Source organism: Nonomuraea sp. NPDC050786 (genome assembly GCF_040654115.1).
Taxonomy (GTDB): Bacteria; Actinomycetota; Actinomycetes; order Streptosporangiales; family Streptosporangiaceae; genus Nonomuraea.
Genome location: NZ_JBFAHJ010000010.1, coordinates 241,674 through 267,816, shown reverse-complemented (window position 1 = coordinate 267,816; position 26,143 = coordinate 241,674). Strand labels below are relative to the sequence as shown.

Below are 26,143 nucleotides of genomic sequence, written 5' to 3'. Positions count from 1 at the left end.
ATGGCGACCACCCTCGCGAAGGACTCCTCGCGGGCCGCGGCGGGGCACTCCGCCTCCCGTCCCAACGCGGTGACGCGCCGCCCCAACTGGCTGGGGGGCGCGGTCGCCTGGTTCTGGCTGGCGGTCGTGATCGTGCCGCTCTACTGGATCCTCATCACCAGCTTCAAGTCGCAGAGCAACTACTACGCCGAGAACCCCCTCCTGCCGCCGTCCGAGCCCACGCTGGCCAACTACCAGATGGTCATCGAGTCGGACTTCATCCGCTATTTCATCAACAGCGTCATCGTGACGCTCGGCGCGGTCCTGCCCGCCGTGGCGGTGTCGTTCATGGCGGCGTACGCGATCGTCCGCAGCGGCAGAGGCCGCTTCCTGCGCTGGTCGAACTCGGCGTTCCTCATGGGCCTGGCCATCCCGCACCAGGCCACGGTCATCCCGATCTACCTGATCATCATCAAGCTCCACCTCTACGACACGCTGCTGGCGCTGATCCTGCCGTCGATCGCGTTCGCGATCCCGCTGTCGGTGCTGGTGCTGTCGAACTTCATCAGGGACGTGCCGAAGGAGCTGTTCGAGTCGATGCGGCTGGACGGCGCGAGCGAGATGGGCACGCTCTGGAACCTGGCGCTCCCCCTGACCAGGCCCGCCGTGGTGACGGTGACCATCTACAACGCGCTGACGATCTGGAACGGCTTCCTGCTGCCGCTGATCCTCACGCAGAGCCCCGAGCAGCGCACGCTGCCGCTGGCCCTGTGGACCTTCCAGGGTCAGTACAGCATCAACGTGCCCGCGGTGCTCGCCTCCGTCGTCCTGACCACGCTGCCCATCCTGGTCCTGTACGTGGTGGGCCGCCGCCAGCTGCTGGCCGGTCTGACCGCCGGATTCGGCAAGTGACACCCGCCTGAGACTCCGGGCCGCCCCAGGGAATCCCGCCCTCGGGCGGCCGTCTCGGCTTACGATTGCCTGACACGGCCTTCTGGCGACGGGAGTCAGGTGCGTCACTACGTTCGATTCACCACAGAAGATGGGTCCCCGGTCTTAGTCGAGCTCGCCGAGAACGACATGCCGGACGAAGAGGGCGGGATTCAAGGGGCGGGTCCCGGCCAGAAGGCGAAAAAGCTCGTCACCACGGCCGCGGAGGCGTTGGAGACCGCGCTGGCGGGCGCACTGCGGCGAAACACCCGCGCCTTCATGAAAGCCCTCGAAGGCGTCGAACCCCCGCCGCGCGAGGCCCAGATCACCTTCGGCTTCAAATGGGCCGGCGAACTCGGGTTCACGGTCGCCAAGACCACCAGCGAGGCCACCTACTCCATCACCCTCACCTGGGACATGAGCGTGCCGAAGCCCTCAGAGGAGGGAACGGCCGGGGGATGACCGCCCTTTCGCCACAGGAGACGCCCGACCCACTGCGCCGCGGGATCGTCAGGATCCTCGACGGCCAGGGCGGCACCGCCGGCACCGGTTTCCTCGTCCAGGGCGACCTCATCCTCACGTGCGCGCACGTCGTCGACGGTGGGAACGGTCCAGTGGACCAGGTCACCGTCGAGTTCGCCACCGGGGAGCGGGCCCGCGCCACGGTCGACCCGAGCTCCTGGCGTGGCGGCGGCGCCGACCTGGCGGTCCTGGTGCCGGAGCCGGGCGGGTCGCCACGGCATGCCCTCCACCTCGGCAGCTCGCGGCTGATCGAGGGGCGGGATCTCAGAACCTTCGGGTTCCCGCAGCTCAACGCCGTGGAGGGGCTCGCCGGTGAGGTCCACGTCCTGCGCGGCTCGACCCGGCTCGGCGGCGTGGAGGCGTTCGTCCTGCGCAGCCAGGAGGTCACGCGCGGCTTCAGCGGAGCGCCGGTGTGGGACGACGAGCTCGGCGCGGTGGTCGGCATGATCACCGCGTTCGTCGCGCCGAGCCGGGTCCGGGTCGACGGCGGCACGGTGCTCGTGCCGGCCGATCCCGGCGGCCGGCAGACCGAGACGGCCTATCTGCTGGGCAGCGACCAGATCCGCCGGAGCTGCCCGGCCCTGCGGCTGCCCGACGGCACGCCGTACCGGAGGCTGGACTTCTTCGACGCGGGCCACGTCGCGTACTACTTCGGCCGGGAGCGCGCCACCGACGAGCTGCTGCGCAGGCTCGTCGACCGCGACTTCGTCGTCCTCGTCGGCACCTCGGGGAGCGGCAAGTCGTCCCTCGTACGGGCCGGTCTCACCAAAGGGCTGAGCGGCAACGAGATCCCGGGGCTGGCCGGCCGCGACCGGCTGATCGTGATCCCCGGCGGCGTCCCGCTGCTGGACCTCGCCCTCGCACTGCGGGACGGCACGGGGCTCGCCGCCGAACGCCTGGGCCTGGCGCCCGGGGCGCTCGACGGCTCTCCCGAACTCGTCGCCGGGGCGCTCGCGGGTGTCAGCCCGGGGCGGTTGGCGGAGAGCGTCAAGAACGCCGCCCCGGCCGGCGGGCTGCTCCTGATCATCGACCAGTTCGAGCGCGTCTTCACCGAGTGCCACGACGAAGCCGCCCGTACGGCGTTCATCGAGACGCTGATGGCGGCCGTCGGCGACACCGTGAAGATCCTGCTGGTGCTCAGGGCGGACTTCTACGGCCGGGTCATGCGCCATCTCGACCTGTCCAGGCTGGTGAAGAACGGCCAGGTGACCGTGCTCCCCATGGACGAGGACGAACTGCGCGCGGCCATCGAGGAACCCGCCCTGGTCCTGCGCCGCCGGTTCCAGCCGGCGCTGGTGGACGCCCTGGTCGCGGACGTCAGCGGCCAGACCGGTGGCCTGCCTCTCCTGGAGTTCACCCTCGCCGAGCTGTGGGCGAGGAACGCGGGCAGCGCGGTGATCACGTACGACAGCTATGAGGCGCTCGGCTACTCGATCCCCGGCCCCGGCGGCAGGCGATACCGGGGCGTGTCGGGCGCGATCGCGCGAGCGGCGGAAGAGGTGTGGCAGCGGCTGGATCCCGCGGAGCGGGAGCTGGTGCCGCAGATCTTCCGCACGCTGATCACCCACGAGGCCCCGGAGGACGAGCCCGCGGGGCACGCCACGCGCTACGCCGGCCGCCGCGCCTGGCAGGCGGAGTGGGACGAACCCACCCGCGCGATCGCCGAGCGTTTCGTGGCCGCCAGGCTCCTGGTCACCAGGACCGACGCGGTGAGCGGCCAGCCGGTGTTCGAGCTGGCGCACGAGGCGCTGACCGAGGCGTGGCCGGCGCTGCGCAAGTGGCTCGCGGAGAGCACCCAGTTCTACCGGTGGTACGCGCGGGACCTGGCGCCGGCCTTCCGCGAGTGGGTCGGCAGGAACGAGCACGAGGAGTACCTCCTGCGCGATTCCATGCTGCCGAGCGCCGAGCAGTGGACGCGCGACTATCCGGAGGGGCTGTCCGGGCCGCTGCGCAGGTACATCGCGCTGAGCCTGGCCGCGTTCGACCGCCGGCAGGCGGCGGAGCGAGCCAGGAACGAGGAGCTGGAGCGCGCGCTGCGCAGCGAGCAGGAGCAGCTCCGGGTGGCGCGGCGCAGCACCGAGGAGGCCAACTCCCTGCTCTGGGCGACGCGCGCCCGGCAGGCCGAGGACGACTCGCTCGCCGTGGCGCTCGCCCTGGAGGCCACCCGGATGGACTCCCCTCCGGCCTTCTCCCAGCAGGTGCTGGCCGAGATCGCCTACCGGCCGGGGCTGCGCAGGATTCTCGACTTCGGGCACCGGGGACGCGTCAGATGCGTGACCCGGCACGGCCACCTGGCCGTCTCCGGCTCCGAGAACGGCGGCCTGCTGGTGTGGGACCTGTCCGGCGGGAGCCCTCCGCGCCGGCTGGCCGGGCACACCGGCGACGTGTGGGGCGTCGCGATGAGCGACGACGGCCGGGTGTGCGCCTCAGGCGGGCAGGACCGCCGCGTCGTGCTCTGGGACACCGGCACGGGCAGGGTGCTCCACAGGTTCGACGGGCACGAAGGGCCGGTCCGGGCGGTCGCCATCTCCGGCGGCCTGCTGGCGTCCGCGTCCGCCGACGGCACGCTCATCCTGTGGGACCTGGCCGAGGGGCGGCTGCTGCGCCGGCTGAGCGGGCATCGCGACGCCGTCACCAGCGTCGCGATGCGCGGCGGAGTCGCCGTGTCCGGCTCCTCCGACCGTACGGTGATCGTGTGGGATCCCGCCACGGGAGAGGTACGGCAGCGCCTGACCGGCCACACCGGCACCGTCTGGAGCGTGGCACTCACCGACGACGGCCGGACGGCCCTGTCCGGCTCCTCCGACCGCACCGTGATCGCATGGGACCTCACCACCGGAGAGGTACGGCACCGCCTGACCGGCCACACCGGCACCGTCTGGAGCGTGGCACTCACCGACGACGGCCTAACGGCCCTGTCCGGCTCCTCCGACCGCACCGTGATCGCATGGGACCTCACCACCGGGCAGGCGCACCGGCGCCTGACCGGGCACACCGGTGCCGTGACGGGCGTGGTGGCCGGTCCCGGCCCGCAGGCTCTGTCCTGCGGTGACGATCACAGCCTGGTCGTGTGGGACGTCGTGGCGGGCGAGCCGGTGGAACGCCTCCACGGCCACGGCCGCCCTCCCACCCGGGTGGCGGTGAGCGGCGACGGCAGGGTCGCGCTGTCGGCCGCCGGAGACGGCACGCTGATCGTCTGGGACACCGCCACCGGGGACGCCGTACGACGCCTCCTGTCGCAGAACGGGGGCTCGACCGGCACCGAACTGACCGGCATGGCGTTGAGCCGTGACAGCCGCACCGCCCTGTCGGGCTCCTCCGATGGCACGCTGACCGTGTGGGACACCGCCGCCGGACATGTCATACGAGACCTCCCCACCCCGGGGAGCCGCGTGACGGCCGTGGCGCTCACCCCCGACGGCCGCCTCGCGCTCGGCGGCACCCACGAGGGCACGCTGATCGTCTGGGAGCACACGAGCCGGCAGGACCCCGTACGGCTGCGCCTCGGCACGGAGCCGATCGCCGACCTGGCGGCCGGTGACGACGGCGCGATCGTCCTGATCGGCGGCGCCGAGGGCGGCCTCGTCCTGGCCGAACTGCCCGGCGGGCGGGTGCTGAGCCGGGCCGCGTGCGCGAGCCCGGTCACCGCGGTGGCCCTCGACACGCCGGGCGAGCGGCTCTTCGCCGTCACCGCCGACGGCGGGCTGGTGGGCTGCGACCTGACCGACGGCAGCTCCGCGGACCTGCGCGAACCGCTCGGCCTGGCCGGCAGGTCGGCGAAGGGGCTCGCGCTGAGCGCCGACGGCAGGAACCTCGCGGTGACCGACTCCGACGGCCGGCTCACCCTGTACGACCTGGCGACCGGCGACATGCGCACGCTCCTCGCACATCGGGACGGGGTCAACGCCGTGGCCATGAGCGCGGACGGCACGACCGCCTGCTCCGGCGGCGCGGACCACCGGCTCATCGTGTGGAACACCACCCGGGGCGCCTTGGTCAGGCACATTGTGGCGCACAAGGGTGCGGTCACCGGCATCGCGCTGAGCCGGGACGGGCGGACCGCCCTGTCGGCCTCGACCGACGAGGACGTGACCTGCTGGGACGTGGAGACCGGCGCCCCACTCAGAAGCTGGCGCATCTATGAGGGCAACAGCGTCTCGCTCAGCGCCGACGGCAGCCGGGCGATCTTCGCTTCCGACGCGCTCTCGATATGGTGCTGGGATCCGCGTACCGACGCGCCTCTGCAGCGGCTCGCGGGGCACAGCGAGGCCGTCACCAGCGTGGTGCTGAGCGCGGACGGCCGCACCGCCGTCTCCGGCAGTGTGGACCGGCGCGTGCTGCTGTGGAACACCGACGCGGGCGAGCTGGTCAGGGCGTTTCACGGGCACACCGGTCCGGTACGCGCGGTCGCGCTGGCACCTGACGGCCTGACCGTGGCGTCGGGCTCCGACGACGGCAGCGTCATCGTCTGGGACACTCACACCGCCGCGGTCGTCGCCAGGCTGCAGGAGCACCGCGCGGGGCTGACGCGGCTGGCGCTCGACCCGACCGGCCGGATGATCGCGTCGGGCTCCTCCGACGGCACGCTCCTGGTCTGGGACCCCCGCGGCACGTCCGCCGCCACCGCGTACGCCGGGCACCACGCCGCCATCACCGGCCTGGCCTTCACCGCCGACGGGGCCATGCTCATGTCGGCGGCGTCCGACGGCACGATCATCGTCTGGGAGACCTCGACCGGCGAGCCCGTACGCCGCCTCGACGCCGAGCCCGTCGCCAGCCTCGCCCTCGGCGTCGACCGGTCCGGCCCGCTGGGCGCCGTCGGCACCACGGACGGCTCGATCGCGTTCTGGCGCGTCCACCCGCTCGGCCGGCTGGCCGCCTGGACCCACGCGAACCGTCTCGTACGGCCGCTCACCTGCGAGGAGCGCGAGGCGCACCACCTGACCCCGCTCTGCGACGAACTGGGCAACCCGCCCGGCGCCCTGCCATGGCCCGCCGCGCCCGAGCCGGTGACCTCGCTCACCCTCGGCCCTCCGCCCGTCTTCCCTCCTCAGGCGCCGCCCACCGACCTGGAGCTGACCCCCGGCGCGAGCGTCTTCGACGCCGTCCAGCAGGGCAGGAGCCGCACGTGGCGGCTGGCCGGCCGCCGCGGCGACGTCGTCACCGTGCTGGTGATCCCCTGCGGTATCGACCTGGAGCCACGTGCCGAGCTCCTCGGCCCCGGCAGGCCGCTCGCCACCGGCGACGACGTCGGGGGCAGGCGGGTGCGGATCGGTCCCGTGCAGCTCGCGGCGACCGGGACCCACCGAGTGGCGGTCAGCGGGCAGGACACCTCCGCGGGCGGCTACCTGATCTCGTGCACGGTGGAAGGCGGCGCGTGATGCTGGATCTCCTCCATGAGGCCCCGAACGCGGTCTGGTCCAGCAACGCGAGCAGGCTCACGTTCGGCGGGGGCCGCAACAACCCCGACGGTTTCGCCATCTATCCGCTGCCCCACCTCATCCTGGAGGACCGCTCCGAGCATGACCTGGTGCTGGAGACCCATCCCCGGTGGAGCGACGACGGCTGGATCAGGGGCGAGTTCTGGGTGCCCGTGGTGGAGCCCGGTGAGCACCTGCTCGGCGAGATCGGGTTCATCGCCCCCATGGACGGCCCGCAGACGAACGGCGTGACGGTGCTCATCCTGTTCGACGGCGACACCGTGCTGTACGACCGGCCGAAGCTCTACACCGGCCGGCTGGACGAGATCGACGTGGATCTGTCGCACCTCGAAGGCCGCTCCGGTCTGCTGACCCTGGAGGTCGGCGCCAACGGCGACTCCACGCAGGACTGGCTCGTCTGGCTGGCCCCGAGGATCGCTCCCCCGCCGGCCCCGCCGCCCGTCGTGCCTGCCCGGCGTCGCCGCCTGTTCAAAGGCCCGTTCTGACGAGCCAGGCCGCCACCTCCCACGGGTCGGGTGCGGCGCCGGTGGCGCGGATGGCGGCGTGGAGCGCGTGGACCAGCTCGGGCCTGGAGCACAGCAGCTCCGCCGCGCCGCCGGGCCGCGCCGCCCGCGCCGCGAGCGCGAACCCGGCCCAGGCCGACGCACGGGACGGGCTGTCCACCAGCTCCGCGGCGTACGCGGCGAACGCCCTCTGATGATCCCCCGCCGCCAACGCGTGGCCGGCCTGCGGCGCGGCGGGGATCTCGCCGTCCATGGCACGCAGCCGGAGCAGGTCGCCCACCTCCCGGGCGGCCGTGCCGCCGCCGTCCGGCGACAGTCCGGCGGTGATCTCGGCCGTCTCCGGAGGTACGCCCTTGAGCCACGAACGAGCGAGGGAATCGACCGCCGCGGGGTCGGGACGCACATGTCGTACGCGCCACACGAGATGGTGCTCGAGGCGCGCCAGTTCGGCAGGCGCGGCGGTCTCCGGCGGGATCCGGTCGCCGTCCCACTGGCGCAGTCTGCGCTCCACTCCGTCGAGGAAGCGCGTGCCCGTCCCGGTCAGGGCCGTGTCGGTGCGGATCTCGCGCAGGGCGCCGAGCACGGCCGGGTGCCAGCGCGCGAACTCGAACTCCGCACGGCGACGCAGCCGGCCGTCCGACCGCTCCGCCAGGCCATGCCAGTACGACGCGACGCCCGCGAACGCGTACACGCCCTGCAGCATGCCGCCGAGCGGCCGGGGATCGTCACGCCACGGCGCGTAGAAACGCGGCGTCCCGGCGTCGTCGTGCATCCTGACGAGGTGCAGGAGGGCGCCCAGCTCGATGTGCTGGAACTCGTGGACGAGGATCGAGCCGAGCGTGGCGGCGTCCCGCGGCCGCCCGATGGCGGCGCTGCGGAAGGCGTCCGCCGACGAGGCGTTCACCTCGCGGAAGGCCCCCGCGGGCGGTCTCGGGACGATGGTGGTCAGGCCGTACGGCATGACGGCGGCGATGCCGGGGACGGCACGGCAGACCAGGTCCCACGCGGAGCCGAGCAGTGCGCCCCAGGCGCGCTCGTCGTCCTCGCCGAGCGGCTCCGGCGGCAGCGGCTCCGCGAGGCCACGGTAGGGATCGAGATCGTCGAGGCAGAGCGTCAGCTCCAGTCCCTCGGAGCGCAGGTGGAACCGGCGCAGGCCGCGCCAGCCGCCGGCCCGCCGGGCGGGGTCGGCGGGCATCAGGACGCGCCGCCCGTCGCCGGAGATGCCGGCCTGGCCGGCCTCGACCTCGACGTCGCACCATGCGGTGCCGTCGTCGCCGCCGAGCTCCGCGGCGCCCAGCGTCGGCAGCACCGCCCTGCCGGCCGTCACCGGGCAGCGGAGCCGCGCGCCGATGCCCGCGCGGACCGCCGCGGCCGCCGCGAGCGCGTGCAGGTGGCCGAGCTGGGCCCAGAGCGGGAACGGGCCCGGCCGGCCGCCGCGCAGCCGCCGGATGGTGTGCGCCGCCCACGCGCCGGTGAACGGGTGATCGAGCACCGCGTCCAGCGCCGCGGGCGCGGCCTGCTGCGCGCGGGCGAGCGTGTCCCACGCGTCCCCGAGCGGGGGCAGCGGACCCGTGGCGTCCCGCGCCTCACCGGCCTGCCGGAGTATCGCGCGGAGCAGCAGCAGTACGCGGCTCCGCTCGGACTCTCCGAACTGCCGGGCGATGCGCCGGTCGCCGCCGTTGACGGCCATCGCGTCGATGTCGACCCAGGACAGGTCGTGGTACTCGAGCGCGGGCCCGGCCCCCGTCACGGGATCAGTCAAGTCGCTCGGCCGTGGTGCCGCCGTCCGCGCCGGCGGCCACTCTGGCGCGCGCGACCTGCGCCACGGCGCGGTCGGTCGCCAGATCCAGCGCCGGATCGCCGTCGCCCCGCAGCGCGTCGAGGCGGATCCCGCTGAGGTGGGGCAGGTCGGTCCTGATCGATTCCGTGGCACCCATCATGGCGTCCTTTCTGCTCTCCGACCGCTCTAATATAAATTCACGAACTGACGATTGGAAGGCCGCGATAATCGGTCACGAAAAAGGGCGCACTTATTTGTTTCCGGGCTTTTAGCCGGCCACCTGCTGGGATATTTCCGCTCCCGCCCCGGTGATTGCCGCGACCGAAACGGCCGCGCGGACAAAGGCGGCGACCGCGGCCGAGCGCATGTCCTGCGGCCAGGCGACGGCCAGCGTGGCCGGCTCGAGGTCGATGACCGGCCGATAGGCGATCTCGGGCCACGAGTAGCGGCGGGTCACCCAGGCGGGGAGGAGGCAGACGGTGTCGCCCAGCTCGATCAGCCTGAAGACCTGTGCCAGATCCGCGGCCGCCTGCCGGCTTCCGGCGACGAGCCCGCGGGCCGCCGTCCGCGGCGGCTCCCCTCCGCCGTCGGCTGATCCCCTGTCGGCTGCACTGCCGACTGTGCTGCCGACTGTGCTGCCGACTGTGCTGCCGACTGTGCTGCCGACTGTGCTGCCGACTGTGCTGCCGACTGTGCTGCCGGCCGGGCTGCCGGCTGTGTTGTCAGCCACGGCGGCGGGCAGCTGCTGGTCGGCGGGCGTTCCGTCGGGCAGCGTCCGGCCGGCCAGGTCCGCCAGCCGCAGGCATGGCCGGGCCGCCAGCGGATCGGTCGCCGCCAGGGCGGCCAGGCGGGGCTCGGTGCGCAGCGGCTCGATGTCCAGGCCGCGCTCGTCGAAGGGACTGACGAGCAGCCCGACGTCGGCGCGCCCGTCACGGAGCGCCTGCGCCTGCTCCCCCCGTCCGCCCAGCACCAGCTCCACAGCGATCGCCGCTTCCTCGTGCTGGTAGGCGGCAAGGATCTGCGGCAGCAGCCCGCCGTCGTTGTCCGCTTTGAGCGCGAGCCGCAGCCGCGGCGTGGCCTGGCCGGCGTGGCGGGCTCGCCGACCGGCCGCGGTGACCGCGTCGAGCGCGGTCCGGGCATCCCGCAGGAAGCCCTCCCCGGCCCTCGTGAGGATGACGTGACGCGTGGTGCGCTCGAACAGCCGCACGCCCAGGTGGCGTTCCAGCTCGCGGATCGCGCGGGAGAGCGGGGGCTGCGCCATGCCCAGGCGCTCGGCCGCGCGGCCGAAGTGGAGCTCCTCCGCGACCGCGACGAAGTACCGGAGCTGCCGGACCTCCAGGTCATTCATACCTGCAGGGTATCAATGGCGATCGGATCGGTCCTTCAGGTGTGCCGCCGGAGCCGGTTGACTGAGCCACATGATCGTCATCACCACTCCCACCGGCCAGATCGGCCGGCAGGTTCTCGACAACATCCTCGACAGCGCGGAGGCGATCCGCGTGATCGTCCGCGATCCCTCCCGCCTGGCCCCGCGCGTACGCGAACGAGTCGAGGTCGTGCCGGGATCGCACAACGACCTCGGCGTCCTCACCGAAGCGTTCGCCGGCGCCGACTCCGTCTTCTGGGTCGTGCCTCCCGACCCCAGCGCCACGAGCGCCGAGGACTACTATCTGAGCTTCACCCGGCCCCTGTGCGAGGCCATCGTGAGCCAGGGCGTCCGGCGCGTCGTCGGCGTCTCCACCCTGGGCCGCGGGGTGGCCGAGAACGCCGGGCAGATATCCGCGGCGCTGGCCATGGACGAGCTGATCGAGAAGACCGGCGTGAGCTACCGGGCCCTGGAGATGCCGGGCTTCATGGAGAACATGCTCCGGCAGATCGAGCCGATCAAGAGCCAGGGCGCCTTCTTCCTGCCGATGTCCGGGGATCGCAAGGTTCCGTCCTGCGCCACCCGCGACATCGCGGCCGTCGCGGCCGAACTGCTGCTCGACGACTCCTGGAGCGGGCAGGAAGGCGTCCCGGTCCTCGGGCCCGAGGACCTGTCCGCCCATGACATGGCGCAGATCATGTCGGAGGTGCTGGAGAGACCGGTCCGTTTCCAGCAGGTCCCCGGCGACGCCTACAAGGCCACCCTCATACGGCACGGGATGAGCGAGGCCTGGGCCCAGGGCCTGATCGACATGACCGCCGCGGTCGAGCGGGGCATCTACAGCGCCCAGCCACGTACCCCGCGCTCCACCACGCCCACCAGCTTCCGCCAGTGGTGTGAGGAGGTGCTCAAGCCGGCGTTCTCGCAGTGACCGTGACGGCCCTCGCCCTCACCGGGAGGCCAGCCACCGCCAGCGCGGCAGCTCCAGGACCAGGGTGACCACGGCCAGTACGGACACGATCGCGGCGGCGACCACGTGCCACGCGGCCCACGCCGCCGCCACCGCGGCCACGAGCTGCACGACGACGAGCAGGATCGTCACCGGGCCCGGCACGGCGACGATCACGTTCCGCTTGTCGCCCGGGGTGGAGAGCAGGGTCGGCAGCCCGATCAGCACCACGACCGACAGCACGGCCAGCAGCACGGAGTGCGGGGCGAGCGCCCACGGGGTCGCGACCCAGGCGATCAATTCGGTGGCGAACCGGAACGCGGACGCGACACGGTCGTCCGGGCGTGGAGCGGAGGACATGCGCGTAATGTACCGTTCCCGCCTCACGTGTCCCTTCGCGGATCACCAATTGCGCGAAACACGTGATGTGGCGCTCTACTTACCACTCATCCTGTCGGTCAAGGAGTTGGGCGAGCTGCTGCGGCTCGACCCGGGCACCCTGTCCCCCCTGCTCAAGCGGCTGCAGGCGCTCGGCTACATCCATCGCGAACGCAACAGCAAGGACGAACGCGCCCTGGCCGTGACCCTCACTCCCGCCGGCAGGGAGCTGCGGGCGCAGGCGGAGAAGATCCCGCCCGCCATCGTGGCCCGTCTCGGTATGGGCATCGACGAGCTGCAGGAGCTGCACCAGGTGCTGACGCGGGTGATCGCGGCGACCCGTGCCGCCGACGACCCCGAGCCGCAGGACGGCTGAAACCCCTAGAAGGCGAAACCGCCGGGGCGGCCGTTGCGGTCGGCGATCAGGCCGGCCAGGGTGGCGACGGCGATCTCCGGTGGCGTGCGCGAGCCGATGTTGAGCCCGATGGGCCGGTGCACCCGAGCGATCTCCTCCGGCGGCACGCCGAGGTCGGCCAGCGCCCGCACGTGCGGCGCCACGTGGCGGGCGCTGCCCATGATGCCGACCCACCGGACAGGGAACTTGAGCACGTCGCGGAGGACGGGGCCGATCTCCTCGCGGTGATGGTCGGTGAGCACCACGTCGGCCGTGGCGTCGAGGTACTCGCCGAGCTCGGTCACCACCGTGAACCCGCCGACGCGGCGCTCGGGGTCGGGCTCCAGGAGGATCGGGCGGAAGCCGAGTTCGGCCCCGAACCTCAGCAGGCAGTCGGCCACCGGAGAGGCGAAGACGGCGACCAGCGTCCGCCCGGCCAGCTCGCCAGGAGCCTCGTGGTGGGCCACCTCACACGCCGGGTCCTCGTCGTGGGTGTGGGTCATATCCGCAGTCTGACATGACCGCACCCGCGAGGTCATCGCCGTGGGGGGTTGCGGCAGCCGTCCCGGCGATCCGGCGCCTGGTCGCGCCGGATCGCCGGGGGTCAGGTCAGGTGAGCTGGATGTAGTCGAGTTCGGCGTATCCCGTGCCGCCCGCGAAGTGCGGCGAGCCCTTGGCCAGGCGGATCACGTTGTAGCCGGCATTGAGGGTGACGGTGGTGCTGATCGTGGCGCCGAACTGCCCCCAGCCCGAGGTGGGCGGGTAGCTGACGGTGGTCCACGCGCCGCCGTTGTAGGCCAGCCCCTGGGTCGCGGTGGCGCCGGTGCCGTTGGCGTACCCGATGGTCATCGTGTAGGAGCGCGCGGTGGGCACGTTCACCACGAAGTCGACGTAGCTGTCGGTGCGCGGCGTGCCCGAGTTGTCGATCCGGCCGACATAGCCGCCCTCCGACGCGCTGGGGGCGGTCAGCCGCTGGGCGCGGAACACGGAGGCGTTCTCGGCCTCGTACCGCTGCTGGTAGGAGGGCACCCCGGCGGCCGGCTCGACGGTGAGCCGGTAGCCGCGGGTGTCCACCATGTTGGGCACGGACACGCTGAGCTGCCCGCCGCTGACCGTCCGGGTCGTGGTGGAGATCGTGGTGGGCGCGGCGACCGCGGTGAAGCGGCCGCTCGACGGAGTGGACGAGAGCGTGACGCGGACGCTGGAGCCGAGCGCGCCGAGGCCCGTGAGGTTGACGGTGTTGGTGCCGGACTCGTTGCCGAACACCACGTTGACGATCTTCCGGGTGCCGTCGTAGGAGGCGAAACCGTCCAGGCCGGTCTGCGTGGTCGACGTGGTCGTCACCATGTTCCCGGCCATGTCGCCGTACCACTTGTACAGCCACCAGGTGCCGGTGGGCTGGTTGTTGTTGACGACCAGGCCGTTCATGGTGCCGTACTCGTACCAGAAGGCCCGGTGGGCGGACTCCACGCCGCCGCGCTCGAACTTGGCGACGTAGCTGGCGATCCGGCCGGGGACGTCCACCTCGCCGGTGGCGGCGTACTCGTTGATGGAGATGCGGCGCGGGCTGATGCCGAGCGAGGCCTCCAGGTTGCGGTAGTCGGCGATGTCGCCGGCGATCCTGGTGGGGTTCTGCAGCTCGTGCCAGCAGATGATGTCGGGCAGGGTGCCGGTGTTCTTGGCGTTGGTGAGGAACGACTGCATCCAGGAACGGTTGTAGGTGGCGGTGCTGGGGCCGACGATCGGCGTGAGCGTGTCGAGCGCGCGCACCGCGCGGTACGTGCGCACCCACCCGTCGTTGAAGTTTCCCGCGGCGGAGGTGTTCCAGGTGTAGTCGGGCTCGTTCCAGAGTTCCCAGCCGAGGATGTTCGTGACCGTGGTGGCCGACAGGCGGGCGTTGACCATGGTGTTGACCTTGGCGAGCCAGTCGTTCCAGCTCACCCACCGGTACGGGAAGTTCGGATAGATGTCCGGCATGCGGATGAACTCGCCCGCGCCGACGCGGGTGGCCTGCGGCGCCACCAGCAGGGAGTCGCCGCCGGGCGGCTGGCCGTTGGGGCGCTGGCCGACGCCGGGCGCGGGCTGGGTGAGGGAGTTCACCTTGATCGGGAGGAGGGTGGAGTCGGCCGGGCGGGAGTCCTCGGCCAGGCCGTACAGGCCGCCGGAGGCGACGTGGGTGACCGGCCTGAACGGCTGCGCGACGTTCACGGTCAGCGTCGCGCCCGCCGCCGCGGCCGGGGGTGCGGTGGTCACCAGGGCGGTCACCAGGACAGCGGCCGTGGTGACCAGGGCTAAGGCGAGCACTCGGATTCGGGACATCGTGTCACTCCTTCTCGACGGGCAACCAGATGCGCATGCTCGACGGGCCGCGGTGGGCCCATGAGTGGTACGGCCGCAGCGGCACGTCGACCCACTCGACATCCGCCACCGAGGCGGCCGTGGCACGGGAGTACGCCCACGGCCGGTCAGGGGGTGCGGCCAGGCGGCCGCGGACCCGGGCGCCGCCGGGCTCGGCACGCGGGCCGGACTGGGGGTCGATCGCCAGGGCGTCGAGCCCGCCCGGGTGCGGGAGGTCGTGCGACTCGACGCACAGGACCTCCGGGCCGCGCTCGACGGCGACGCAGCCGCGTACGGCGTCGATGCGGGGGTCCGGCCAGGTGAAGCGGGGCTCCATCGGCAGTTCGAGCGTGATGACCTCGCCCGCGCGGAAGGCTCGCCGCACCGTGGCCAGGCCGGGCTCGACCGCCCGCGCCCGCCCGTCGTCGGTGAGCGTGGCACCCGCGGCCCAGGCGGGGACCCGCAGGGTGAGTGTCCAGAGCCCGTCGTCCAGGATCCGGACGCGGACGGTTCCGCTCTCCGGATAGGTGGTCTCGACCGCCACCGCCGCCCGCCGCCCGTCCGGCAGCTCGGCGCGGATGGTCGAGGGCGCGTACTGGTGGATCTGAAGGCCGTCGTCGTCCGCGGTGGCGAGGTAGCTCTGAAGGCCGGCCAGGGTGCGGGCGACGTTGGTGGGGCAGCAGGAGACGTCGAACCAGGCGGCCCTGACGCCGGCCTCCGCGCGCGGGCTGACCTCGTCCGCGTCCGCCGGCCTGCCCGGGGCCCGCTGGTGGAGGGGGTTGGCGTAGAAGAACGCCCGGCCGTCGGGGCTCGGGGAGGTCGCGATGACGTTGTAGAGCGTGCGCTCGATCAGGTCGGTGTAGCGGACGTCGCCGGTGGCGAGGTGGAGGCGCCAGGAGACCATGATCGAGGCGACGCCGGCGCACGTCTCGCAGTAGGCCCGGTCCGGCGGCAGTTCCCAGTCCTCGCCGAAGCCCTCGTCCTGGTGGCGCGAGCCCATGCCGCCCGTGATGTAGGTGCGGCGCGCGACCGAGCGCTCCCATTGCCGCTCCACGGCGCGCAGCAGTTCGTCGTCGCCGCGCTCGACGGCGACGTCCACGGCCGCGGCGGTGAGGTAGAGCGCGCGGACGGCGTGGCCGCGCCACACGCCGGCCTCCCGGATCGGGATGTCGTCCTGGAAGTACGCGCGTCCCAGCGGGATGTCCCTGAGCGTGCCGTGCCCCCGGCGGTCGAGGAAGAGGCGGGCCTGCTCGATGTAGCGCTCCTCCCCCAGCGCCCGGCCGAGTTCGGCGAGGCCGACCTCGATCTCCGGGTGCCCGCAGATCCCGGGCATGCCGTCCGGGCCGAAGGTGCGGCACACGTGGTCGGCGGCCCGCCGCGCGACCCGTACGAGGTCGTCCTCGCCGTACGTGCGCAGCCGGGCCACCGCGGCCTGCAGGAGGTGGCCGGTGTTGTAGAGCTCGTGGCCCATCTCCAGGTCGCTGTAGCGCGGCGGCTGCTCGCCGTGCCCGAAGCAGGTGTTGAGGTACCCGTCCGGGTCCTGGGCGCGGGCGACGCGCGCGGTGAGCCGCTTGATCGCCGCCTCCGCCCCCGGGTCACCGGTACGGCCCCACTCCCAGGACAGGGCCTCCAGCAGCTTGTAGACCTCCGAGTCGGAGAACGACCAGCCGGGACGGTCGGGCGAGGTCGTCCCGGCGGCGACCCGGTCGAAGTTGGCCAGCCAGCCGAGGCGCTCCATCCACGACTCGCAGTGGGCGAGCGTGGCCGTGGCGTTCACGGCCTGCCGGCTCCCCCAGAATCCTCCGGTGATGGAGACCTGCGCGAGCCCGAGAGGGCGCACCCGGCCCTGCGACGGCAGCACGGGGCTGGTCATGTGGTGAACCTTTCGACGAACGGGTGGGTCAGTCCTTGACGGCGCCCGCGGTGACCCCGGCGGCGATGTAGCGCTGCGCGAGGACCAGGAGGAAGGCCGCGGGGATGGACGCGATCACGGCGGTCGCCATGATCGAGTTCCACTGCGTGGTGTTGTTGCCGATGTAGCGGAAGATGCCGAGCGTGATGGGGATCACGTCGCTGTTGCGGTTGAGGGTCGAGGCGAAGATGAAGTCCGACCACGCCCACAGGAACGCGAAGAGCGAGACCGTGATCACCGAGTTGCGGCTCAGCGGCAGGACGATCGAACGGAACGTGCGCCAGGTGCTCGCCCCGTCGATCTGCGCCGCGGCCATGAGCTCGCCGGGGATGCTCGCCATGAACGCCCGGAAGAGCAGCACCCCGAACGGCACGGCCAGCGTCGAGTCGGCGACGATCAGCCCCGGGACGGTGTTGAGCATCCCGAGCCTGATGTAGATCGCGTAGAAGCCCATGGCCATGACGACGCCGGGGATCATCTGCGCGACGAGGAGCAGGAAGTCCATCCCGCGCGCGCCGAGCGGCCGCAGCCTGGCCAGGGAGAACCCCGCGGGCAGGGCCACGACCAGCGTGAGCGCGACGGTCCCGAGGCCGATGAAGAGACTTGTGGCCAGGGCCGGCAACTGCTGGGCGAACGCCGCCGCGTACCCCTCGAACGTGGGGTTCCAGGGGAACCAGTGCGGCGGGTCGGCGCGCATGTCGCCGGTCCTGGTGAGCGAGACGTTGAACATCCAGTAGACCGGGAAGAGCATCAGCCCGACCAGGACGACGCCCACCACCGTCTTCCAGGGGAAGGTCCTCATGCGTGGTCCTCCCTGCGCTGCAGCCGCACGTGCAGGAGCCCCGCGGCGAAGGCGATGAGGATGAGCAGGTTGCCGACGGCCGCCGCCGGCGAGAAGTCGGGCTGGCCGGTGCCGAACGCCTCGCGGTACGACCAGATGGCCAACGTCGTCGAGGCGTCCGCCGGACCGCCCTTCGTCATGATCCAGATGATGTCGACGACCTTGAGCGTGTAGATGAGGCCGAGCAGCAGCGTGATCGCCGACACCGGGCGCAGCAGCGGGAAGGTGATGCGCCGGAACCGCTGCCACCCGTTCGCCCCGTCCAGGCCGGCGGCCTCGTACAGGTCGGGCGGGATGTTCTGCAGCCCGGCATAGAGGATGACCAGGTTGAACGGGATGCCGAGCCAGATGTTGGCGATGGTGACGGCCAGCAGCGAGGTGCCGGGCGAGGTGAGCCAGTTGATCTGGCCGATCCCGAACGCCTGCAGGGCCGCGTTGACGATGCCGTTGTCGCTGTTGAGCATCCACGACCAGGTCGAGGCGGAGACGATCAGCGGCAGCAGCCACGGCACGAGGAACATCGCGCGCAGCACCGCGGACAGGCGGAAGTTGCGGTGGAAGAAGACCGCGAGCGCCAGGCCGAGCGCGTACTGGGCGGCGATGGAGACCAGGGTGAACAGGGCCGTGTTGCGCAGCGCCCGGACGAACGTGTCGTCGGACAGGATAGCCACGTAGTTGTCGAGCCCCGTGAACTCGGCGTCGCCCCGCACGAACGCCCGCGGCGTGTAGTCGTGCACGCTGAGGTCGATGTTGCGGTAGAGCGGGTAGGCGTAGAAGAGCGCAAGGTAGATCACGAGCGGTGCGAGGAACGCGAGAGCCGTCCACTTCCCGGACCGCCGCCGGGGAGCCGCGTGGACCGCTCCGCGCGCCATGACCGCTTCGGTGCGAAGGGATGTCATCGGATCAGTTGCCGGTGGCCTGCTTGGCCTGGGCCTGCGCCTGCTTGAGCGCGTCGGCGGGGGTGGCCGCGCCGCTCAGCGCCTTCTGCACCCCGGTCCACAGTGCCTCGGAGATCTTCGGGTACTTGGTGCCGAGGTTGTCGCTGGTCCGGCCCTTGGCCGAGCGCACGGCGTCGACCCACGGCTTCAGGCCGGGCTCCTTGGCGAGGATGGCCTGCTGGCCCTCGGCGGTGGAGGGGATGTAGTACGCGAACGTCGTACCGGTCTCGACCAGGCCCTCGGGCGTCGTCATGCACTCGAGGATCTTCTTGGTGACGTCGTAGCGCTTGGTGTCCTTCTGCACCGGGACCGTGATGAACTCGCCGCCCGTGGGCGTGGGGGCGGTGCCTCCGTCCTTGCCGGGGATCTGCACGATCCCGGTGGGGAAGCCCGCCTTCTTGGCGCTGTCGATCTGCCACGTGCCGTTCTCGGCGAACGCGAAGTCCCCGGTCAGGAACTGCTCCCACGTGGTGTTCTGGGAGTTGCTGATGACCGAGTTGGGCGCGGTGCCGTCCTTGACCCATTTCGTCCACAGGTCGAGGGCCGCCACGGCCTGCGGCGAGTCGAGCTGGGTGAGCTGCGCGCCGGAGCCCCAGAACCAGGGCAGGAACTGGAACGAGCCCTCCTCGGTGCCGATGGCCGAGAACGTGATCGGCTTCTTCCCCGCGGCCTTGACCTTCTTCAGCGCCGCGTCGAGCGAGGCCCAGTCCTTGACGGACTTGGGGTCGACGCCGGCCGCGTCGAGGATCTTCTTGTTGTAGTAGAGGGCGAGGGTGTTCGCACCGATGGGGATGCCGTACGTCTTGCCGTCCAGCTCGCCCGCGGCGATGAGGTTCTTGTCGAATCGTGCTGTGTCGAGGCCGAAGTCGGACATCGCGGTGAGCATCCCGGCGTCGGCGAGCGTCGAGACGGCGGGGTTGTCGAGGAGGATGACGTCCGGCGCGTTGCCCTCCTGGCCGGCGAGCAGGGCCTGGTTGGTCAGCGCGGTGGTGTCGTACGCGGTGCGCTTGATGGTGACGCCGGCCTGCTGCCCGCAGGAGTCCACCCGCTTCGCCCAGGCGGAGGACGCGTCATGCTGCGGGTACGGGTCCCACCAGGTGTACGCGCCGCCCCCGTTCGCGCCGCCGTCCGTGGGGGCGGTGGCGGTGGTGCCGCCCTGGGGGGCGGACGCGCAGGCGGCCAGGGCGGACAGTGCCAGGACGGCGGTTCCGAAGACCGTCGCCCTCGTGGACATCGACGGACGGTTCATCGATCTCACTCCAATGTTAACGCTCACAATGAGCGCGCCAGAAGGTGTCGAGGAATCGGGCCCGCTGCTAGCGGGCGTTCGGGTGGGGTGCTCCCGGGGGTGCGGTGCTGCCTCGGGAGATGAGTTCGGGAGAGATGAAGCGCACCACGAACGGCTCGTCGCGCGCCGCCGGCGACTCGACGCGGCGCACGAGCTGGCGCACCGCCATGGATCCGAGGCGGTCGGGCGCGCTCTCGATGAACGAATAGGGCAGGGAGAAGGTCGCGGCGAACTCTGCGGAGTACCGCCCGATGACCGACAGGTCCTCGGGCACGCGCAGCCCTCGCTCGTGGGCGACCGAGGGCAGCGCCGCGGTGGCCGCCTCGTTGTTGATCATCAGGCCGGTGGCCGACGGGTAGGTGTCGAGCAGCTCGTTGAGCAGGCGGCCGACGGCCGGCTGCCGGGACTCGCCGTACACCGCGTGCAGGGTTACGCCGAGCTGACGGGCCCGTTCGAGCGCGGCGTCGCGCAGGCGCCACACGTACGCGCCGCCCCGCTCGACCACGTGCTCGGGCTGCGAGATCAGGATGAGCTCGCGGTGGCCGAGGCGATGGAGGTGCTCCACCATCACCCTGCCGGCCTCCTCGAAGTCGAGGTCGAACACGTCCAGCCCGGAGCAGTCGCCCGGCAGGCCGACCAGGGCGCCCGGCTGCGGCGCCGCCCGCAGGATGGGCAGCCTCTGGTCGTCCTGGGCGATGTTCATGAGGACGACGCCGTCCACCATGCGGGAGTCGGTGATGCGCCGCAGCGCCCGCGCGCCGTCGGCCTCGGTGACCAGCAGCGTGTCGTAGCCCAGGTCGCGGGCGGTGTCGGTGACGCCCAGGAGGTACTGCATCATCGCGGGCGCGAACTCGTCTTCGTGGAACTGGGCGAGCAGACCGAGGACCTTGGTCTGGGACGTGGCGAGCGCGCGGGCGCCTGCGTTCGGCGTGTACGCGAGCGCCTCGGCGGCCGCCAGCACCCGCCGGCGGACCTCGTCCGAGATGGGCCGCTTGCCCGACAGCGCATACGACGCCGTGCTGCGGCTCACCCCGGCCTCCCGGGCCACGTCTCCGATCGTCGCCACACTCACCTCCTGCTGTTGAACCGGTTCGACGATGACGTCGCGAAAGCTTGTGCATCGTGGACCGGATGACGCCCTTGTCCTGGTGTCGGGCAGGATCTATCCGGCCCGGGGCCGGAAACTCTCGCTCTGCGGCTGCGGGAGTCAGCGAACCGGTTCAACGATGTGGCTCGACTGTCGCGCCGTCGGGCGGCACGCGTCAAGGGCGAGGACCGGCGGCGATACGAAATCGTGACATGCCGGAAACATGAATGATCGACCGGCGCGTGGCGTACGTCAGGCGCCGAGCAGGCGCGACCGCGTCGTGGGATGCGCCTGCTGAGGACGGACAAAGCACGAACGGCCCGGCCCGATCCCCCAGGGCGCGGCAAGAGCGTCCGCGACGGGGCTGTGCGACGCCTCGTCGAGGGTCCTGCTCACGGCGTGGATCTCGCTGAGCGGCATCATCGCGGCCATTCCGGCCGCGCCCCTCGCACAGGGCACGCAATCTTCGCCGCAGAGCTGATCACGAAGATCGTATACGCTTCGGCAATGGACGCCGACCCCAGGATCGACCGTACGAAGCCGCATTCCGCCCGGGTCTGGAACCACCTGCTCGGCGGAGAGGACAACTACCCCGTGGACCGCGAGGCCGGGGACGCCCTCCTGCGCATGTTCCCCGATTTCGCGCAGGTGGCCAGGCTCCAGCGGGAGTTCCTCCGGCGAGCGGTGACCTACCTCGTCACCGAGGCGGGCATCAGGCAGTTCCTCGACATCGGCGCGGGCCTGCCCACCGCCGACAACACGCACGAGGTGGCGCAGCGCATCGCGCCCGAGTCGCGCATCGTCTACGTCGACAACGACCCGCTGGTGCTCGTGCACGCCCGCGCCCTGCTCTCCGGCAGCCCGGAGGGCAGGACCGACTACGTCGAGGCCGACGTGCGCGAGCCGGGCACCGTCCTCGCCGCCGCGGCCAAGACGCTGGACTTCGCCCGGCCGATCGGCCTGGTGATGCTCAGCATCGCCGGTCAGGTCCCCGATTACGGCCTCGCCACCGATCTCGTCCGCCGCTATGTCGCGGCGCTGCCGCCCGGCAGCCACCTCGCGCTGTCCGACGGGGTCGACGTCAACCCGGCGCTGGTGGAGGCGGTGAGCTTCTACAACGAGCGGGCCGCCTTCCCCTACACGCTGCGCAGCCCCGAGCAGCTGGCCGGCTACTTCGAGGGGCTCGAGCTCGTGGAGCCGGGCGTGGTGTCCACGCCGCTCTGGCGGCGACCGTCCGGGGCAGCGCAGCCTCCGGCCACCACGGTGAACGCGGTCTGCGGCGTGGGCCGCAAGCCGTAACGGGCGACGGACCGCCGGCCGCCGTCAGCAGCCGTAACAGATGCGGCGTCCCCAGCCCGGACGGCTGCCCCGTCCCCTGGATGCGCGGTCGAAAGCATGCGCGCGGCCGCCCTGCCCCGCCGACCTGCGCAGACGCCGGCGTCAGCCGGCGCAGTGCAAGTACTTGAGCCCGATCATGCCCCAGGCATGACAGCGCGTTTGGGGCGGCACAAACGGTGTCATATTGGACCACCGAACCCGCAGGAACAGTGTGCGACTACGACCTACCCGCTCCGCGCCCACCCGCCTAGCCTGGTCAGTGGGAGGCATCAGACGCTTGTGGGCACCCGAAGCGGGCCCTGGTGCAGCACTTTCTCCGTCTTTGCCACCGTTTCACGGTAGCGGGGAACTATCCCCCGTGAACGCGCGAAGAGGGCCAGCTGAACCCGAGCTGCCTCCCAGAGTTCGAGACACACTACTCCGCAAGGATCACTTTGTCCATCATGTCCACTTCTGTCACAGGGACGCATCAGCTCCCGAGCACCATGCGCGCAGCCCGAATGCACGGCTACAACCAGCCGCTCGTCCTCGAGGAGGTACCGACTCCCGACATCGGCCCCGACGAGGTGCTCGTCAAGGTCCGGGCCGCCGGCATGTGCCGCACCGATGTGCAGCTGGTTGACGGCTACTTCCGCAACTACGCTGCGCCCTCCTTCCCGGTCACGCCGGGCCACGAGATCGCCGGCGAGATCGTCCGAGTCGGGAGCGCGGCCGAAACCGGCGGCCACCGCGAAGGCGATCAGGTGGTTGTCGTGGGCGGGTGGGGCGACGGCACCTGCCGCCATTGCCATCGGGGCGACACTCAGATCTGCGCTCACGGCGCATGGCCGGGATTCGGGCCTCACGGCGGTTACGCCGAGTACGTCCCCGTCCCCGCCGCGTATGTCATCAAGGTGGACACGCAGTACAACCTCGCTCCGGAGCAGCTGGCGCCCTTGACCGACGCCGGCCTGACCCCGTACCGCGGCATCAAGAAGCTCCGTGACGCGGGCGCTCTCGGTCCCGGCCGCGTGGTGGGAGTGATGGGGGCGGGAGCCCTGGGCACGTACGCCGTGCAGTACGCCAAGCTGCTCGGCGGCGGCGCCACCGTCGTCGCATTCGCCCGCAATCCCGACAAGCTCGAAGTCGCGAGGAGGCTCGGCGCGGATCACGTCATCAACATCGGCGGCCGATCCCTTGACGAAGTCCGGGCCGAACTCCGCGAGGCCACCGGCCAAGACGAGATCGACGCGGGCATCGACTGCGCCGGCGCCGAGGAGATGATCCAGCTGGGCTTCGGGCTACTCGCCATCGCCGGGCATTACGCGTCGGTCGGCCTCGTCGGGGACCGGATCGACATCCCTCTGTTCCCGCTGGTGGCCCGCGAATACACCTACCACGGGTCATTTTGGGGAAACTACAACGACCTGAGCGAAGTCGTCGCGCTCGCCGAGCAGGGAAAGGTGCAGCACACCGTCCACACGATCCGGTTCGAGGACGTCAACGACGCGATTGACCGCATTCGGACGGGCGAGATCGTGGGCCGCGCCGTCATCAAGTACTGACGCCACCTGAAGGATGCCGGCACAGCAGCCGTTGCGAGGAGGCCCGAGCAGACTCTCTTGAGGAGAGCCGCACTCGGCGTGGACGGCGACCCAGTGAGCCGGCGTCGCAGCCAGGCACGCACCACCGGCGCGTTGCGCGTGGACAGATTGTCACAGATGAGATGGACCGTCAGGCCTGGTTCGACGTGGCGGTCCATCTCGTCCAGGAAGTCCCGGAGTCGACCGCGCGATGGCGGGCCGACAGCTTGCCGACCACCGTGCCGGTGGCGGTGTTGAGGGCGGAGAGGTCCACGATGCCGTGCCGGGCGCAGTCGAAGCTGCGCCGCTCGGGTACGCCGCCCACCTCGCAGGCTCCGGGCCGTGGTCGTGGCACCGGACATCGGCGCCGACCATGGCCACCGACGCCTCACGAGCCGCGTACTCCGCTCGCCGCGCCGCGGGTGCAGGTGGAGGCGGCGATCCACGCAGATGGCGACACCGTGATCGTGGTCTGGGACGGCAGCGGGGTCGCCAATGGCGGCGGACGCTACGACAACGCCTACGCCTGGGTGATGAGGCTGCGCGACGGCCAGGTGATCGACGGCACCGCGTTCTACGACAGCATCGCGTTCAACCACCTCTGGGGGCGCGTAGCACCGGACTGATGCGATCGACGCCGGCTCATGGCGGGTGCTCGCCGAACCTCGGGGCCGAATTCAGACGCGGTTCGCAAGCCAGCGCAGCTGCAGAGCCATGTGGAGCTCCAGTGCTCGGTCGGGCGACTGCCAGTCGTCCCCTAGCAGAGCAGTGACGCGGGCTAGGCGCTTGACCACGGTGTTGGGGTGAACATAGAGCGTGCGAGCAGTGCGGGCCAGATTGCCGCCCTCGCGAAAGTATGCGTGTACCGTGTCCAGGAGGGCTGTTCCGTGGGTGGCGTCGTGCTCGCTCAGCGGCCCGATGGTGGCGTGCAGGAAAGCCGCTAGTTCGTCGCTCCGCTCAGGGGTGACGAGGATGCTGTAGAGGCCGAGCTCGTGGGCGCTGAATGCGGCATCGACCCGCCCGAGCGAGTGCAGCAACGCTGCGGAGCGCTCCGCCAGGCGCATCTGGGCATCTGGCGCGACCGGCGGTTGCGGCGCAGCCGCACAAACGATCAGTCCGCCCCGCAGCTCGTGCTTCAGGCGGTCGTGGACGAATCGAGCGAGTTCTTCAGCGTCGGTTCCCGGCAGGAAGGCTCCTGCACCCGACCCGTGCTCGCCGCCGAGTCCGGCATGTGAGCGTGCGAATGACGACATGGCCCACGCCAGGTCGGCGGGGCGTCCGGACTCACGACGCGCGAACACCGCGACGAACGAACCGTCGGGGTCGAAGCCGCGCGCCCGCGCCAGCAAGCGCTGATGATCGCGGAGCGTCCCGCCTGTGGCCAGCTCCCTGAAGAGCTGGCCGTGCACCCGTTCCTCTGCCTCGACGATCGCCTGCTGGCGGAAGACCAGCAGGCTGAGGATGTGGGCCGTGGTCTCCAGGTTCCGCATGTCTGGCGCACTGAGCAGTGTGCCGGTCTCGAGCACAAGTGCTCCAAGCCTCGCCCCACCGGCTCCGAGAGCCGTGACATATCCGCCATCCGTCGCCACTGAGTGACCGTTGCGCCAGCTCTCGGCAATCGCCTCCTGGAGCTCCTGCGCGTCGGGCTGGAGCACGCGCACGTTGCCTTGGAATACCACTGAGATCTCCTGCGTGACCTCATCGACGTCGGCGCCTTCGAGCACCAGCTTCGTCAGCCGATCATGAAGTCCAGCCGCGCGCCGGATCGTCTCCGCGTCCTCTTCCGCCGCACACCGCGCCGCGTCGACTTGGCCGAACAGGCGAGCGTTCTCGAGAGCGATTGCGGCGTGGTCGGCGAAAGCTTCCAGCAGCACGTACTCTTCGGCGCTTGGGGGACGTTCGAAACGATTGGCCGCATAGAGGATCCCGATGACCTCGTTGCGGATCTTCAACGGCACGCCGAGAACGGAGACGAGCTGGTCCTCGGCCAGCGCAGCATCCAGCTTCTCCTCGTGAACGATGGTGTCGCTGTCCACGTAGCGGCGGATCCACAGCGAGCTGCCGGTCCTTGCTATCTGCGCCGCCATGCCGGTGCCCGGCAGGGTTTGAACCTGCTTGAAGACGGCCGACGTCAGCCCAACGCTCGCGCGTACCTTGAAGCTGCCGTCTTCCTCGCGGACGGCGATGTAGCTGGCGTCGGCGCTGGGCACGAGCTCCTGCGCCCGCTCGGCGATCGATTGCAGGACCTCGTCGATCGCCCGAACCGTGGTCAGCTCGCGGGCCGTGGCATACAGGCCAGTGAGTTCGCGCTGACGGCGACGGAGGTGGGCCAGCACGTTGAACACGTCCATGGCTGCGTCGAACGCGTCGTCCATGCCTGCAGCAGCCATGACCTTCTCCAGCTCATGCGCATCAGCAGACGTGACCAGTGCGCGCAGCGCATCAGCGACGGTCATGCTCCTAGGAGCCGGCACACTTTCAGCCTAACGCCGACCACCTGCGCCTTCACTTCACATCCGGCGCTGTGGATGACTGTTGACCACTGCCCGGCACGCCACGTGGCCCGGGGTGCGGCGGCCCATGACACGTCGGTCAACG

General features: G+C 71.3%; 23 protein-coding genes. 9 read left to right on the top strand and 14 right to left on the bottom strand.

The annotated features are described in order from the left end of the window. The 4 genes from AB0H84_RS21285 to AB0H84_RS21270 all read left to right on the top strand — a co-directional run bounded on the left by AB0H84_RS21285 (nucleotide 1) and on the right by AB0H84_RS21270 (nucleotide 7,357). Complete coding sequence (locus AB0H84_RS21285) at nucleotides 1-891, top strand: carbohydrate ABC transporter permease (protein ID WP_357606524.1); 891 nt, start codon at nucleotides 1-3, stop codon at nucleotides 889-891. Between the two features lie 99 nt (nucleotides 892-990). After that, a complete protein-coding gene (locus AB0H84_RS21280; protein ID WP_357606520.1) occupies nucleotides 991-1,371 on the top strand; it encodes a CU044_2847 family protein in 381 nt (126 codons plus the stop codon). Then, entirely contained in the window at nucleotides 1,368-6,812 is a 5,445-nt protein-coding gene (locus AB0H84_RS21275; RefSeq protein WP_357606517.1) for a PQQ-binding-like beta-propeller repeat protein, read from the top strand. Before AB0H84_RS21280 ends, AB0H84_RS21275 begins: the two co-directional genes overlap by 4 nt. Next, nucleotides 6,812-7,357: a hypothetical protein gene (locus AB0H84_RS21270; RefSeq protein WP_357606514.1), complete on the top strand. Its 546-nt coding sequence runs from the start codon at nucleotides 6,812-6,814 to the stop codon at nucleotides 7,355-7,357. Before AB0H84_RS21275 ends, AB0H84_RS21270 begins: the two co-directional genes overlap by 1 nt. Here the strand turns inward: AB0H84_RS21270 and AB0H84_RS21265 are convergent. The 3 genes from AB0H84_RS21265 to AB0H84_RS21255 form a co-directional block, all read right to left on the bottom strand. Continuing rightward, on the bottom strand, nucleotides 7,341-9,125 hold the full coding sequence (locus tag AB0H84_RS21265; protein WP_357606511.1) for an HEXXH motif domain-containing protein: 1,785 nt from the start codon (nucleotides 9,123-9,125) through the stop codon (nucleotides 7,341-7,343). The genes AB0H84_RS21270 and AB0H84_RS21265 overlap by 17 nt on opposite strands. A 4-nt stretch (nucleotides 9,126-9,129) precedes the next feature. After that, nucleotides 9,130-9,312, bottom strand: a complete 183-nt coding sequence (locus tag AB0H84_RS21260; protein WP_357606508.1) for a hypothetical protein — start codon at nucleotides 9,310-9,312, stop codon at nucleotides 9,130-9,132. Nucleotides 9,313-9,423: 111 nt separating this feature from the next. After that, nucleotides 9,424-10,503 (bottom strand): LysR family transcriptional regulator, encoded by a 1,080-nt coding sequence (locus AB0H84_RS21255; RefSeq protein WP_357606505.1) that lies wholly within the window; start codon nucleotides 10,501-10,503, stop codon nucleotides 9,424-9,426. Nucleotides 10,504-10,573: 70 nt separating this feature from the next. Between AB0H84_RS21255 and AB0H84_RS21250 the strand changes: the two genes are divergently transcribed. Next, complete coding sequence (locus AB0H84_RS21250; protein WP_357606502.1) at nucleotides 10,574-11,452, top strand: NAD(P)H-binding protein; 879 nt, start codon at nucleotides 10,574-10,576, stop codon at nucleotides 11,450-11,452. An 18-nt stretch (nucleotides 11,453-11,470) separates the two neighbouring features. Here the strand turns inward: AB0H84_RS21250 and AB0H84_RS21245 are convergent, their stop codons facing one another. Beyond that, the gene (locus AB0H84_RS21245) at nucleotides 11,471-11,830 is read right to left on the bottom strand and encodes a hypothetical protein (protein ID WP_357606499.1); all 360 of its coding nucleotides are present in this window, start codon (nucleotides 11,828-11,830) and stop codon (nucleotides 11,471-11,473) included. 49 nt (nucleotides 11,831-11,879) lie between these two features. Here AB0H84_RS21245 and AB0H84_RS21240 point away from each other — a divergent pair, with 49 nt between their 5' ends. Then, entirely contained in the window at nucleotides 11,880-12,224 is a 345-nt protein-coding gene (locus tag AB0H84_RS21240) for a MarR family transcriptional regulator (RefSeq protein WP_357606496.1), read from the top strand. A 5-nt stretch (nucleotides 12,225-12,229) separates the two neighbouring features. Here the strand turns inward: AB0H84_RS21240 and AB0H84_RS21235 are convergent, their stop codons facing one another. The 8 genes from AB0H84_RS21235 to AB0H84_RS21200 form a co-directional block, all read right to left on the bottom strand. Then, a complete protein-coding gene (locus AB0H84_RS21235) occupies nucleotides 12,230-12,745 on the bottom strand; it encodes an XdhC family protein (RefSeq protein ID WP_357606494.1) in 516 nt (171 codons plus the stop codon). Between the two features lie 106 nt (nucleotides 12,746-12,851). Continuing rightward, nucleotides 12,852-14,561 carry a CBM35 domain-containing protein gene (locus tag AB0H84_RS21230; RefSeq protein ID WP_357606491.1) on the bottom strand — a complete coding sequence of 570 codons (1,710 nt, stop codon included), beginning with the start codon at nucleotides 14,559-14,561 and terminating at the stop codon, nucleotides 12,852-12,854. A 4-nt stretch (nucleotides 14,562-14,565) separates the two neighbouring features. After that, a complete protein-coding gene (locus AB0H84_RS21225) occupies nucleotides 14,566-16,452 on the bottom strand; it encodes a beta-L-arabinofuranosidase domain-containing protein (protein WP_357606488.1) in 1,887 nt (628 codons plus the stop codon). 28 nt (nucleotides 16,453-16,480) lie between these two features. Continuing rightward, nucleotides 16,481-17,293: a carbohydrate ABC transporter permease gene (locus AB0H84_RS21220; RefSeq protein ID WP_357606485.1), complete on the bottom strand. Its 813-nt coding sequence runs from the start codon at nucleotides 17,291-17,293 to the stop codon at nucleotides 16,481-16,483. After that, nucleotides 17,290-18,231, bottom strand: coding sequence for a sugar ABC transporter permease (locus AB0H84_RS21215; RefSeq protein WP_357606482.1), 942 nt, complete (start codon nucleotides 18,229-18,231; stop codon nucleotides 17,290-17,292). The genes AB0H84_RS21220 and AB0H84_RS21215 overlap by 4 nt, the downstream gene beginning before the upstream one ends. 4 nt (nucleotides 18,232-18,235) lie before the next feature. Continuing rightward, nucleotides 18,236-19,504, bottom strand: coding sequence for an extracellular solute-binding protein (locus AB0H84_RS21210; RefSeq protein WP_357606479.1), 1,269 nt, complete (start codon nucleotides 19,502-19,504; stop codon nucleotides 18,236-18,238). Nucleotides 19,505-19,586: 82 nt separating this feature from the next. Next, nucleotides 19,587-20,624, bottom strand: a complete 1,038-nt coding sequence (locus tag AB0H84_RS21205) for a LacI family DNA-binding transcriptional regulator (protein WP_357606476.1) — start codon at nucleotides 20,622-20,624, stop codon at nucleotides 19,587-19,589. A gap of 273 nt (nucleotides 20,625-20,897) precedes the next feature. Then, nucleotides 20,898-21,077 carry a hypothetical protein gene (locus tag AB0H84_RS21200; RefSeq protein WP_357606473.1) on the bottom strand — a complete coding sequence of 60 codons (180 nt, stop codon included), beginning with the start codon at nucleotides 21,075-21,077 and terminating at the stop codon, nucleotides 20,898-20,900. 75 nt (nucleotides 21,078-21,152) lie between these two features. Between AB0H84_RS21200 and AB0H84_RS21195 the strand changes: the two genes are divergently transcribed. Together AB0H84_RS21195 and AB0H84_RS21190 are read left to right on the top strand one after the other, a co-directional pair. Continuing rightward, entirely contained in the window at nucleotides 21,153-21,944 is a 792-nt protein-coding gene (locus AB0H84_RS21195) for an SAM-dependent methyltransferase (protein WP_357606471.1), read from the top strand. A gap of 524 nt (nucleotides 21,945-22,468) precedes the next feature. Then, entirely contained in the window at nucleotides 22,469-23,527 is a 1,059-nt protein-coding gene (locus AB0H84_RS21190; RefSeq protein WP_357606468.1) for an NAD(P)-dependent alcohol dehydrogenase, read from the top strand. A gap of 169 nt (nucleotides 23,528-23,696) precedes the next feature. Here AB0H84_RS21190 and AB0H84_RS21185 read toward each other — a convergent pair whose 3' ends face one another. Further along, entirely contained in the window at nucleotides 23,697-23,870 is a 174-nt protein-coding gene (locus AB0H84_RS21185) for a hypothetical protein (RefSeq protein WP_357606465.1), read from the bottom strand. Nucleotides 23,871-23,973: 103 nt separating this feature from the next. On the opposite strand from AB0H84_RS21185, the gene AB0H84_RS21180 reads away from it, so the two are divergent. Continuing rightward, entirely contained in the window at nucleotides 23,974-24,171 is a 198-nt protein-coding gene (locus tag AB0H84_RS21180) for a hypothetical protein (protein ID WP_357606462.1), read from the top strand. A gap of 51 nt (nucleotides 24,172-24,222) precedes the next feature. Here the strand turns inward: AB0H84_RS21180 and AB0H84_RS21175 are convergent, their stop codons facing one another. Further along, a complete protein-coding gene (locus tag AB0H84_RS21175; RefSeq protein ID WP_357606459.1) occupies nucleotides 24,223-26,001 on the bottom strand; it encodes a helix-turn-helix domain-containing protein in 1,779 nt (592 codons plus the stop codon). Nucleotides 26,002-26,143 lie beyond the last annotated feature (142 nt).